We start from the raw sequence: 13206 nt of genomic DNA, 5'->3' as shown, positions 1-13206 counted from the left end.
GAAAGGTTTGCTAGAAACTTTACATGATACAAAAAAAGACTACTCATAAATAAGCAGTCTTCTCGTTTCATATGTACCTTCTAGCGTTATAGAAGGTTCGAAGGCTCCAACTGGATCTCAGTGTAGGCAACTTCCTGCCCGTTAATAAGAAGTACGATTTGATGTAGCCCGGCATAATGTCGACGTGTCGTCAGATCAGACCAGCGATGTGTTCTAGATCCACTTAGACGAGAGCCGCCGGGTACGGTTTTATCAGACAGCAAAAATTTCTTTCGTGAAACTTGTCCACTAGACTTTACAAAATCAATACCATATTCAATGCGTAGCCGAGCTGAATCTCCTTCACGTACAACCAATTGATAGCTGAGACTTCCGCTATCACCAATGTGCAGAATGAATGGATCAGCAGTGATGTGGGCCTCTGTTGTTAGGCTTGAACCTTCTGTAGATTCAGCGTATCCGAACAGAGCCATGACCTCCGGTTCTGCTTTACGAATTAATGTTCTGCAGGCATGTCTCACAATCCAGTCGGTATGCGTGTCATTCCCAATCCAGCGGCGTGCGGTTTCGATTACGATATTTGGGTGATCTTTGGCGATATCATTTAAGTTATTTGCTACACTTTTGCGCACATACAGGGATGGGTCTGCTTTTAATTGCTCCAAAATCGGTAGAATGGGTGCTGGATCTTGTTTAAACATCGTCAGTGCTTGTCCCCAAGGCAGACGTGGTCTGCATCCTTCACTGGCAAGACGTCTTACATGATCTACCGGATGAAAAGACCATTCCATCATTTGCTTCATCATTCGCTCAGGATCATGAATAATAAATGGCCTTACGGCAAATTCAGCAGAAGAGTGCTGTGTGAACTTTTCCAATGCCTGCATAGAAAGATCCCAATGCTTTTCCTCTTGACCGTATACTTCCACAAAATCCGGCATGACTAGATAAGCAAATCCAGAGCAGGATTCATGGACTGTAAATAAAATCTCGATTGCTTCCTCATAACGTTCAGGCAAAAAGGTGCCCATCGCATGAGTGATTGTCCGCATTCGTTCCTTTAAAGCTTTCTCCTCCCACTTGTCATCCATCACTTGTTGAATAAAAGCCTCTACCGGAAATGAAGCATAAGCAGCGGAAATGGTTAGACCGAACTGATGTAAGAAAGCTTCACTATATATATTTTTAAGTGGTTCAGCCACTATTAACACGTCCTTTTGAAATTAATGATGTTGAATCGTACGATTAACTTTCTCAGACCCAATAAACATTACAGCAATAAAAATGAAAACCACCACCGGAAACAAGGCAATCGTCCACTCTGAAGCAAGAACGCCGAACAAAGGAGGTAAAACGGTCGTTCCCGTATAAGCAACAGCCATTTGGTATCCCATAATACGAGAAGAATGCTCCTTGCCAAAACGGATTGGCGTTTCATGCAGTAAGCATGGATAAATCGGGGCCAGCCCCAAACCGATCAAAATGAGTCCAATGAGGGCAAAAATGCTATCTAGTGGCAGCAACAACAGCACCGCACCGCTAAGCGCAGTCATTTGCCCAAGACGGATTAATGTCCGATTGCTAACTTTTAACGTAATAAACCCCGTAACCAGTCTACCCACGGTAATTCCTCCATAATACATGGATACCCATGTGGCAGCTGTTTCAACAGATAACTCTTTCGTTCCTACCAAAAAGCTCGCTCCCCATAACCCTACAGTCATTTCTACACCGCAATAGAATAAAAAAGCGATGAGCGTAACTTTCACACCTTTAATGTGAAGTGGTTTCACTCTTGAACGGGCAGGATCAGCCTCTTGATTTGCCCCCTCGACTATAGAATCATTACTGTTGCCTTGTTGTGGATCAGAAGTCTGATGCAGTGTCGCTACCTTTTTCCAAAGCGGAAGTGTCACAAAAAGTAAGATTACGAGGCCGAACTGTATGATTGCAACAGCAGTATACCCACTTCTCCAGCCTTGACTGGCGATGTAAAAAGACATAATGATGGGTCCTGTCGTAGCTCCTACGCCCCAGAAACAATGAAGCCAGCTCATATGATGCGCTTTGTAATGAGAAGCAACATAATGATTAAGTCCTGCATCAACCGCTCCTCCGCCTAGCCCAAGTGGAATCGCCAACAAAATGAGCCACACCAGTGATGGAGCAAAGGAAAACCCCAATAGTGCACCTGCTGTCATCATACAGCTGATCAATGTTACTCTACCTGTACCCAGTCTCTCAATTATACTGCCGCTAACGAGACTGGATACGATCGTTCCTCCTGCGATCACCATGGACAAGAGTCCTGCCGATTCAAAAGATGCCCCGATATCCGGCTGCATGACCGGCCAGGCCACACCAAGCAAGGAATCAGGTATACCTAAGCTAATAAAAGAAAGATAAATGATAACGAGAAAAAATGTCGCCATGTGAAATTACCACCCTCAACGTGTGATGTAATATGTATTTTGGGAACATTGCTTTAGAACGGGCTGAGCATCATCGCATACGTTACCATTATCCTTATGTATTTTCAACGATTTATTGTTTGTCTCACAAACAATAAAAACGTGCCGTCACTTTGGACAGACACGTTAATTGGTGTGAGAATTAAGATTGGGTGTGGAGAGAAGAATCTAAGAAGAAAGCTTCATGAGCTTTAAGCGGGTTCTCGAACCATTCAGCAACTTGGTTTGCAATATGCTGATCACTCCCGCCTTTTACTAACGTACCGATAATATGCTCAGGCAAATCGCCGGTCATGGCATTTGTCCACTCCGTCATGGCAGTAATGTAGGGCTTTGCCCGTCTCCAATATTCGATTCCGAGCTCTTCATCCCATACCTTATCCTTATAATCTAAAAGAGTACCTAACAAGACATCTGCCGAGTACGAAGCCGTATTCGTCCCTTGTCCTGTAATCGGATCACATAGAACACGCTGTCTCCGGCACCAACAATCAATTTACCTTACTGAATCCCTGCAAGAGAGAGATATAAAATCTACATAAAAAAGAGGCACCTATAAAGGTACCTCTTTGTACTAGAAATTACGCATGAAATTGTTGACCATCATATACAGGTTGAACATACTCAGCACGGATGACGTAATCACCGAAATGCTCTCCATCCTCACGCTCTACAGCATATCGGGTGATCATCGGTTCAAGAGATTCCAAGATCTCTGCTTCCCCGATATTTTCCTTAAAGAGCTTGTTTAAACGAGACCCATTATGTGCTCCGCCCAGATACATGTTATATTTCCCGGGGCCTTTTCCGATAAATGAAAGTTCTGCCAACATGGGCCGAGCGCATCCGTTCGGGCATCCCGTCATTCGAATCACAATTTCTTTATCCCGAAGTCCATTGCGTTCAAGCATGGGCTCGATTTTATCCATTAACGATGGTAAATAACGTTCCGATTCTGCCATTGCTAGACCGCACGTAGGAAGAGCAACACAAGCCATAGAACTTCTGCGAAGAGCTGAATAATGAAGTCCATCCGTTAAGCCGTAATCTTGAATTAACTTTTCAATCTTTTTCTTGCTCTTGTTGCCTACATTTCCGATGATCAGATTCTGATTGGCAGTCAGACGAAAATCACCTTTGTGGATCTTGGCAATTTCTCGTAGACCTGTCATCAGCGGATAATCCTCAAGGTCCACAATACGACCGTTCTGGATAAACATCGTAAAGTGCCATTTCCCATTACTTCCTTTGACCCAGCCATAACGATCACCATTGTGATCAAATTCAAATACGCGAGGAGCTTCAAGTGCATAGCCTAAACGCGCTGTAAGTTCATTTTTTAACCAATCTATACCGCGATCATCTATCGTATATTTGAAACGAGCATGCTTCCGAACTGCACGGTCACCATAATCTCGCTGTATAGTAACAATCTTCTCAGCAACATCAACCATTTGCTCCGGTGTGCAGAAACCAATGACTTTGCCGACTTGCGGATAAGTTTTGTTGTCTCCATGGGACATCCCCATTCCGCCTCCAGCGGAGACATTGAAACCTTTAAGTTTACCGTCTTCCACGATAGCAATGAACCCCAGATCTTGAGAAAAAACATCTACATCGTTGGATGGAGGTACGGCAATACCGATTTTGAACTTACGTGGTAAGTAAACAGCTCCATAAATCGGTTCCTGTTCCCATTCGTTATCACGACTATCAATCACTTTCTCTTCATCCAACCAGATTTCGTGATAAGCACGCGTTCTCGGATCGAGATGATCACTTACTTTACGAGCCCATTCATATACTTCTTCGTGTACTTCGGACTGATACGGATTCGGATTACACATCACGTTACGGTTCACATCACCGCATGCAGCCAAAGTACTAAGTAGCGCATCGTTTACTTCACGAATCGTATTTTTCAGATTCCATTTCAGCACACCATGGAGCTGAAAAGACTGACGCGTTGTTAAACGGATCGTATCATTGCCATATTTGTGTGAAATACGATCCATCATAAGCCATTGCTCTGGCGTAACGACCCCGCCTGAAGCACGAACCCGAAGCATGAACTGGTAGGCTGGTTCTAGCTTTTGTTTTGCACGTTCGTTACGTAGATCACGATCATCCTGCATATAGCTTCCGTGATGTTTCATTAATCTATTGTCATCTTCCGGAATGGAACCAGTGATTGGATCTTTTAACGTTTCTACAAGACTGCCCCGTAAAAAATCACTGCGACGTTTAATTTCCTCGACATCGCTGTGAGGCGCATTCTGAGGTGGATAAAGTTCATTCAAGGTCATGCTGATATCTCCTCTCGGTATCTATGAAGACTTAATAAACATCACGTTGGTATCGTTTTTGCTGTTGAAGTTCGATCAAATAATCAGTCGCTTGTTCCATGGTCATGCCACCTTCTAGTACAAGAATAGTCGCAAGTGTGGAATGAACATCGTGTGCCATTTTTTTCTCATCACCACAAACATAGATGTAAGCACCTTGCTGCAACCATTCATAGATTTCATGGCTTCTTTCCTGCATTCGATGCTGGACATACACTTTCTGATCTGTGTCACGCGAGAAGGCAACATCCATATTGGTCAGAACGCCATCCGCCAGCCAGCGTTGCCATTCTACTTGATAGAGAAAATCGGTAGCAAAGTGCTGATCTCCATAGAAGAGCCAGTTCTTCCCTTCGCTGCCGCTCTCTTCTCGTTCGCCAAGAAAAGCTCTAAATGGCGCAACACCCGTTCCCGGACCAATCATAATAATAGGCGCATCAGGGTTTTCTGGAAGCTTGAATCCATCGTTCTGCTGAATAAACACAGGGAGTGCCTCACCGGGCTCGGTACGTTCTGCAAGCTGAGTTGAACATACGCCGTAGCGACCCCGCCCTTTGTGTTCATATCGAACAGTACGTACTGTCAAATGTACTTCATCCGGGTAAGCACTTGGGCTGCTTGCAATAGAGTACAGCCGAGCAGGAATCTTACGTAGTACAGACACGAAGTTCACAGCTGAAATTCCTTCAAGCTTATAATCTTGGATAAGGTCCAATAAATCATGCTCCGTGACATAACTGCGAAGCTGTTGTTCGTTGCCCGGTTCGAGCAATTTTCTAAGTTCTGCATTTGCCGTGATCTTCACAATTTGCTCAAGTAATGGCTTGGTTAATACGGTAATTTCATAGTGTGTAAGGAGAGCTTCCCTTAATGGTACCTCACCCTTATTTTTGGAAAGGGGAACTAACTCTTCTGCATTCCACCCCGAAGCGTTAATGATATCTTCAACCAGCTGCGGGTGATTCTGCGGATAGATTCCAAGGCTGTCTCCAGCCTCATAGGTCAGACCCGAACCTTCGAGTGATAATTCCAAATGTCTCGTTTCCCGATCGGATCCTCGTCCGTTCAAATTCAAGTTTTCAAGCACTTCGGCTTGAAACGGATTCGATCTGGAATACGCTGACTCAGTAGTAACGGACGCTGCTGCCCCTACACTGCTTACGGAAACTAAACTCGCGGCAGATGTCTGTCCGAGTGCTCCAAGCACTTGACTCATCCATTCAGCAGCAGACTCATCAAAATCCACATCACAATCGACACGAGGGGTAATTCGGCTTCCGCCAAGCTCTGCGAGACGTTCATCAAAATCTTTACCCGTCTGACAGAAAAATTCATAGGATGTATCTCCCAACGCAAGAACGGAAAAATTCAGGTGTTCCAGCTTCGGAGCACGTTTACTATTCAGAAACTCGTGGAATGCAATCGCACTATCCGGCGGTTCTCCTTCTCCATGAGTGCTAACAATAATGAGGAGATTTTCGATTTTCTTAAGTTGATTTGATTTGAAATCACTCATGGAGTTCAAAGTCACTTGAAATCCTTGTTCCTCAAGCTTTTTGGTCAATTTTTTAGCTAGTCCGCTACTGTTACCCGTTTGGGAACCAAAAAGAACGGTAACCTCTTTACTATCCAGGGCAGCAGGTGGTGCGATCTCAGTAATAAATTGAGCTGCACTGCTTGCTCCAGCACTCGAGGTAACTTGAATTCCAGTACCTTGAATGGCAGTAATATAGCCGCTTAACCAAATAAGTTGGGTTTGTGATAGAGTAGGCAATAAACGATTTAAAAGTTCAGTCTGTTCCTGAGTAAATGGGCTGTTATTCGCCTGTAGTTCCAATAATATCCACCTCGGATGATTGAACTTAATTCTCAGTAAGTTCATCAGAATTATTTGTCTACACTGAAACTACCACAGCTGGTAATAGATGGTCAATTAGAATCATCTTATAGTACCTATTAGTAAAACTGATAAAGATAACTATCGGATGATATTGACTACATAATAAAAAACTCCCACGTGTTCAGGCCCTAGGCCGAAGTGGAAGTTCTGATGTTTCTACTATATAAATGTTACTTATCTTTATTTCCATACATTAGTTCTGTACTTTTATTATATAATTCCAAAATGTTTCCGAACGGATCCTCACAATACTGTAAGTAATAAGGTTTCCCTTCCCTTGTATTCCACAAGTCGCTCGTTTTTTTGCCTCCTGATGTTTCAATTTTATGGGCAACTGCTTCTACATCTTCTACCAGCAGACATAAATGAAAGAAGCCGTCATATTTTCCTCTAGGCGCTTGTTCTCTTCTCGGTTCCTGAAATTCAAACAACTCAAGTCCAACCTGATTCCCACAAGTCAAATGAGCATTTCTCATCTTGCGAATCTTTTGTCCTTGCAGATCATTTGTCATATTATGTTCTTGCTCTTCTTCCTGGTTGAAGGAGTATGGACCTGCTATTTTCTCAAAACCAAGTACTTCTTCATACCACCTTATTCCTTCATCAAGATCCGGAACGGATAAGCCTACGTGTGTAATTGCGATCATCTGTACATCCCTCCTACCCTTTCATTCCCCTTTTTCATAGTTCATCAATCATAGAAGCACGTCTTATTAGGGTCAGGTGAAATTCATTATTGCATACCAACGGCAAAACGTGGTTAGTAATATAGTGAAAGTATTCATATAAAATTAGCTTCGTGTAAAAGGAGAGGATAAATAATGGCATCCAAGCTTATGAAGGCCGTTGGATTACACCGATACTTACCTATTGAAGATCCTGAAAGTCTCATTGATCTTGAAATAGAGAAACCATCTCCGTCAGGTCGAGATATACTTGTTAAAGTGCTGGCTGTTTCCGTGAATCCGGTAGATACGAAGGTACGAGCTCCTAAAGACAAGACAGAAGAGCAGCCTAAAATTCTCGGTTATGATGTAGCAGGTATTGTTGAGGAGGTTGGTGAATCCTGTTCTTTATTTAAGCCAGGGGATGAAGTATTTTATGCAGGGAGCATTACGCGTCAGGGAGGAAACAGTGAATTTCATCTTGTAGATGAACGAATCGTGGGACGTAAGCCTTCCACGTTAAATTTTGCAGAAGCTGCAGCTTTACCTTTAACAGGTTTAACCGCATGGGAAGGACTCTTTGATAGAATGTGTATCTCTGAGAATACAGCTGATAATCAAAACAAAACCCTTCTTATTATTAGCGGGGCTGGGGGTGTTGGCTCCATTGCAACTCAGCTTGGTAAAAATGCAGGTCTCACCGTAATCGGCACAGCATCTCGTCCCGAATCTAGCGACTGGGTCTTGAAACAAGGTGCAGACCATGTCATTAACCATAGAAAAGACCTTGTCTCGCAAGTAAAAGAATTAGGATATAAATATATAGATTTTATTTACTGTCTCAACAGTACTGGTCAGCATTTTGAGGCCATGTGCGAACTGATTGCTCCCCAAGGAAAAATAGGGACGATTGTTGAATCTTCTCACCCACTCGACCTCTCGCCACTCAAAAGTAAAAGCGCAGGTTTTGTATGGGAGTACATGTTTACTCGGGCCATGTATGAGACTGAAGACATGATTAGACAGCATGAAATATTGAATATACTGAGTTCACTTGTTGATGAGGGTAAGATCAGGACGACACTGACGAAGAAACTCGAACCCATTCATGCAGCTAATCTCAGAGACGCTCATACGATTGTTGAACAAGGTGATATGATTGGAAAATTGGTATTGGAACATTTCTAAATGAAAAATATGAAAGAAGGGACAGCCAACTCGGCTGTCCCTTCTTTCATCAAGATACGTAAAAGTATTCGGTTAACTACGGTTTAGTATTTCGTTACCTCCTCGGTAGATTTCAGGAATAATAACGTTATTTTTGCAAGTTGTTCCCTGTTAGCCACTGCTTTGGGCTGAAACTTCCCGCCATTTCCTTCAATAATACCAAGGGCTTTTGCTGCTTTTACTCCGGATTGGGCATACGCACTTACTTGAGATAAATCACTAAATGTAGCTTCTTCCGTTCCTTGGATATTGTTTAATCTCTGTCCTGTTTTATATTCATAGGCATTCATTAGTGCTGTTATCATGTCTTCTCTGCTGATGTTCTCATCAGGACGGAATTTGCCAGTTGGATCCCCTTTTACAATTCCAATGGAGGACAAAGCGTTCACATAACCGCTGTAATATTGATTCGATCCAACATCTTTGAATTTGTTTCCCGTTGTTGTTTCTTCCGGTAGAGTTAACGCACGACCAAGAATCACGGCTAGCTGCCCTCTAGTAACACTCATCTTCGGAGCGAATTTCTCTTCTGTGAGTCCATTCACGATCTGTCTTGCTGCCAACATCTCAATAGCATCTTTGGCATAGCTTTGACCAATGTCTCTGAATGTTTTAATGGACTCTAGCATGAAATAAGTTCCTGTTTGATTTGTTTCAAAAGTATTGATCTGTGCTTCTTTCACACCACTAATATAATGAAGCTTCTGATCAGCTGACTGTAAATACCATCCTGTTTTGTTGAGGTTAGTAATCTGTTCCGATTTATAAAGCCCCTCAAGTAAGACAGGTTTGGTAAACTGCTGAATTTCACGCATGGCTCCACCGTTTCCATTTTGGATCACTTTCAATGTGAAAGTCACACCGTCACCTATCGTTTTCACAGTGTTCTGTTTTAAGGAAGAAGCAGAAGCTTTTGATAACGTCAAAACAAAACTTCCTTTAGTAATAAACTCCTTTGCATCCAGAGTACCTGCAGGAAGTGACACACTTCCTGAGCCAGTAATATACTTGATACCCGCTGACAAACGTTCGACTTGTTCCACATAAGAAGTCGGCATAAGAATGGAAATGCTTTCCCCTGTTGCCGCTTTGGCATCAATGACAATCTGGAGCTCTTGTTGTATTGCATTCATCAGTTCTTTGTTCTGTGTACTACTTAGTTTTGATATCTGTTCCCATGCCTTCTGAAGACGCTCGTACGCCTTATTCAGTGCTGCGGAATCAGGTGTGACTTGAGTCGTCCCTGTGTTGTCTACTTTGGTACTATATTGGGTTACAGTCAGCACGGGTTGTATTACACTCATTATCTCTTTCACAGCTGTCTTCGGATTTGAAGGTAACGATGTAAGCAACTTGGTTAACTGCTGTTCCCACTTCTCCTCGCTTCCCGGTACAGCAGGCTGACCAGGAACAGAAGGAGTTCCTTCGGATGATGATTTCATCTTGATAATGACGGCACTCAGCGGCTCAATCGTAATGGAATCTGAAGTAAGATCAAACCCAGAAGGGTTTAATACCTGAGTTGTACCCGCTTCGTCATTATCTACGACAACGGTTCCTTTCGTCAGATCCATCGGAAGTGTTAGTTTCCGTTTTGTCTTATCTGCGTTAAAGAACACATAGTAATCGCCCGTTTGATCTGTGGATTGATTTTTGTAGGCAATGACCAAATCCGTTTCATTCATTTCTGGAGCCGATATTAAGCTGACGTTACGATCAACGAGCTGTTTCTCTCCGAGACGAAAAGCGTTGGTAGATTTACGCAGTTTGATAAGTCCTGCTGTGTATTCTTTTGTAACGTTGTTTACTGGATATTGTTGTTTATTTTCAGCTTTAATCCAATCAAATTTGTTGATGGCATCAGAAGAATCATAGGAATCATGAATGAAGTATCCAAAGACATGACCTGACTCATCCTTCAGTGCATGAAATTTAGTTCCATTGGGTACCCCTGGTCCGAGCCATTGTTTTGTACGTCCATATTCTTGACCGGCATGTAGAAAAGCAGTTCCTTGCGAAGTCAAAACCATCAAATTCCCAAGCCGGATCCGTTGGTGAATTTCCAGGTCATTTTCGGGAACAGCCGGGTCTTTCTTAATTGATTGCGCAATTACATCATACAAAGGCAGGTTGTCATGTGCCTCAATGTACTGCACCATATCACCCGGATCGTCTGCCGGGGTATTGGTCGGTTGTCCTTTAATGTTGTTCAGGATCAGATTGATATCTCGGGCTCCCCCAGTAATAAAGCGTGGCTCCCCTTCCGAACCAAAACCGGATTTGAGTTCATTTCTAATCTCGTCAGAGAATACGCCTACATCATCCGTCTGATCCATCCAATCTTGATCCGCACCCTGTCCAGCGAGTGAAGGTTCAGCTACTGCGCCGCTAAAGGTTCTCCAGCCTTCCCCAATGAATAAAGCATTCGGATTGAGCTTAGCAGCTGCATCATAGGATTTTTGAATGGAATCGTACGTTGCATCGCCCATCATATCAAACCGCATGCCATCAATTTTATATTCGTCAAACCAGTATTTGACGGAGTCTACCATCAATTTCTCGGCCATCGCGTGATTTGTAGCTAGATTATTACCGAATCCGCCTACATACTTTCCTGCCTCGTCTTGCCATGCATAATAATTGGTTACGATATCATTCAGTAAATCTGCTTTGGACATATGTGTGTATACTACATCCAGGATAACTCCCATACCGGCATCGTGAATCGCATCAATCATTTCTTTCGTTTCACGAATCCGCATCTCTGGATCTGTTGGATCTTCCGAATACGCACCATCTGGGGAGAAATAATTATGGGGGTCATATCCCCAGTTATACTCATTGCCAGAAGCGGAATAGTCCGTTTCGCGCTCTCCCATTTTAGTCTCATCGCCATAATACCAAGCCATGATAGGCAGAAGTTGTATATGGGTTACACCGAGGGATTTAACATAGTCGAGTTTTTGTTTGACCGCTGCATAAGAGCCCCATCTAGTATTTTTAAAGTCATCTTCAATCGAAGGATCAGAGGTGAAATCTCTCACATGCAGCTCCCAGATCACCGCATCTTCTCTTTTCTCGTAACCATCAATCCTAGCGAAATTGTATCCTTCAGGGTTTGTGCCCTCAAGATCCACAATGGCTGCTTTTCCTACCGTATCTCCATCAGGACCCGCTTTTCCCGTCGTATCTACTTGAAAAGCTGCCATTGATTTTGCGTAAGGGTCCAGCACTTTTCGCCTTACTCCCTCATTCACAATTTCATACTGATAAAAATATCCTTTCAAATCCGCAACATTCAAATCAGAAGGTTTCACCTGAGCTTCCCATACCCCCTTCTCACCAATTGTAAGCGGTCTGCTTCCAATCAAGAGACTTGCATCATCTTTGTCATACACGTTTAGGGTTACGCTTGTAGCTGTAGGGGACCAAATTTTAAAGGTTACTTTTTCAGGAGTATAATTGGCCCCCAAATCGTTGCCTTCGTAAGTATAGCGTGCATCAATCATTTGCCAATCACTTGAGGCAGAGACTGTAATGCCTGAATAAGTGACAGATAGAGGCATCTTATCCAGCGGAACATGTGCGGTGAGATTAACATAAACATCATTGACCAGTTCAGCTTTTTTCACTTCTACCTTTCTTCCATCGTGATCCTTTACGGTTACGTCGCTTAGAAGACTAGTCTCAGTGATTCCTTCTGTTCTTGAGAAACGAAGCTGAATTTGTTCTTCGGATGTTACTTTTGCTGATAACAAGCCTGTCGCAAGTTCACCATACGGAGAGATGTAAACATTAGGATCGTTTTCTTTAATCCATAACTGTTTGTAATATTTAAGCAGATGAAAGAATTTATCTCCCCCATCCTTATCTTTCTCATCAGAAGGATTCACAATCAGAAAGCCTAGTTTACTCGCGTCTTGTTTCAGCGGAACATCAATATAAGCTCCATAACGATCCCGGTTACTATTTTCAAAAGGAGTTGCATCAACAGGCCACTTCCCCGATGGTGTAGCGACATCTTCCCATAGCCACACCCCATAGTTACTATAGTTATCATCGGATCTCGTATAATGAATGCGGACCGTATTTTCTGGCAGAGTCACAGGTTCGTATGGATATACCGTATCCGCTCCTCTTTTTACCCAGACTTCGTTCATTGATGCATTAGTAAGAAGAACGGCCTTATTCCCGCCATCTTTCTGTTCTGTCTTTGGATCTACAATGAGAAACCCTACCTTTTTTGCTCCTTCTTTCAGCGGTACATCGATATAACTACCGAATGAATCCATCTGATCAGAGGAGAAAGGGATTGCATCGGTAGGCCATTTTTGTGAAGGTGCAGCTACATCATCCCATATCCACAATCCTAGTCCTTCTCCGTCACCTTCGTAGTGAATACGTAAATGCTGTTCGGGTACAGAACTTTCCGCAGCAGATGTAGGAAGGGGATGCCATCCCGTTCCTGTAATGATGAGCATAAGAATCAAAAATAACATAAAAATCCGCCTAGCAGGATACATGACTCTCACAAAAAGTCCCCCTTGAATTTAATCTTATTTATTCTTTAAAAAGTAAACACAATTAGTGAAAACGTT

Annotated in this window: 8 protein-coding genes; 1 reads left to right on the top strand and 7 read right to left on the bottom strand. The window is 43.0% G+C overall.

What is annotated here, in order from left to right; all coding sequences use genetic code 11:
- Window positions 1-86: 86 nt before the first annotated feature.
- The 6 genes from KFT32_RS19270 to KFT32_RS19245 form a co-directional block, all read right to left on the bottom strand.
- Entirely contained in the window at window positions 87-1202 is a 1116-nt protein-coding gene (locus KFT32_RS19270; protein WP_211748936.1) for a DNA alkylation repair protein, read from the bottom strand.
- A gap of 21 nt (window positions 1203-1223) precedes the next feature.
- Window positions 1224-2432, bottom strand: a complete 1209-nt coding sequence (locus KFT32_RS19265; RefSeq protein ID WP_211748935.1) for an MFS transporter — start codon at window positions 2430-2432, stop codon at window positions 1224-1226.
- A gap of 181 nt (window positions 2433-2613) precedes the next feature.
- Window positions 2614-2880, bottom strand: a complete 267-nt coding sequence (locus KFT32_RS19260; RefSeq protein ID WP_211748933.1) for a hypothetical protein — start codon at window positions 2878-2880, stop codon at window positions 2614-2616.
- Between the two features lie 172 nt (window positions 2881-3052).
- Window positions 3053-4777: an assimilatory sulfite reductase (NADPH) hemoprotein subunit gene (cysI, locus tag KFT32_RS19255; protein ID WP_211748931.1), complete on the bottom strand. Its 1725-nt coding sequence runs from the start codon at window positions 4775-4777 to the stop codon at window positions 3053-3055.
- A 31-nt stretch (window positions 4778-4808) separates the two neighbouring features.
- Entirely contained in the window at window positions 4809-6653 is a 1845-nt protein-coding gene (locus tag KFT32_RS19250; protein WP_211748921.1) for an assimilatory sulfite reductase (NADPH) flavoprotein subunit, read from the bottom strand.
- Between the two features lie 233 nt (window positions 6654-6886).
- Entirely contained in the window at window positions 6887-7363 is a 477-nt protein-coding gene (locus tag KFT32_RS19245; protein ID WP_211748919.1) for a VOC family protein, read from the bottom strand.
- 189 nt (window positions 7364-7552) lie between these two features.
- On the opposite strand from KFT32_RS19245, the gene KFT32_RS19240 reads away from it, so the two are divergent.
- Window positions 7553-8569 carry a zinc-binding alcohol dehydrogenase family protein gene (locus KFT32_RS19240; RefSeq protein ID WP_211749004.1) on the top strand — a complete coding sequence of 339 codons (1017 nt, stop codon included), beginning with the start codon at window positions 7553-7555 and terminating at the stop codon, window positions 8567-8569.
- Window positions 8570-8652: 83 nt separating this feature from the next.
- On the opposite strand, the gene KFT32_RS19235 is transcribed toward KFT32_RS19240, so the two are convergent.
- Entirely contained in the window at window positions 8653-13131 is a 4479-nt protein-coding gene (locus KFT32_RS19235; RefSeq protein WP_249435997.1) for a pullulanase, read from the bottom strand.
- Window positions 13132-13206: the final 75 nt, after the last annotated feature.

The sequence above is a fragment of the Paenibacillus sp. Marseille-Q4541 genome, assembly GCF_018310695.1.
GTDB lineage: Bacteria > Bacillota > Bacilli > Paenibacillales > Paenibacillaceae > Paenibacillus.
The sequence above is the reverse complement of the archived record's forward strand: the minus strand, read 5'-3'. Positions and strand labels throughout refer to the sequence as shown.

What these genes read in the sequence shown, in the direction of transcription:
- KFT32_RS19265 (WP_211748935.1), bottom strand. Translation starts at nt 2,432, where the DNA reads ATGGCGACATTTTTTCTCGTTATCATTTATCTTTCTTTTATTAGCTTA.
- cysI (WP_211748931.1), bottom strand. Translation starts at nt 4,777, where the DNA reads ATGACCTTGAATGAACTTTATCCACCTCAGAATGCGCCTCACAGCGAT.
- KFT32_RS19245 (WP_211748919.1), bottom strand. Translation starts at nt 7,363, where the DNA reads ATGATCGCAATTACACACGTAGGCTTATCCGTTCCGGATCTTGATGAA.
- KFT32_RS19240 (WP_211749004.1), top strand. Translation starts at nt 7,553, where the DNA reads ATGAAGGCCGTTGGATTACACCGATACTTACCTATTGAAGATCCTGAA.
- KFT32_RS19235 (WP_249435997.1), bottom strand. Translation starts at nt 13,131, where the DNA reads ATGTATCCTGCTAGGCGGATTTTTATGTTATTTTTGATTCTTATGCTC.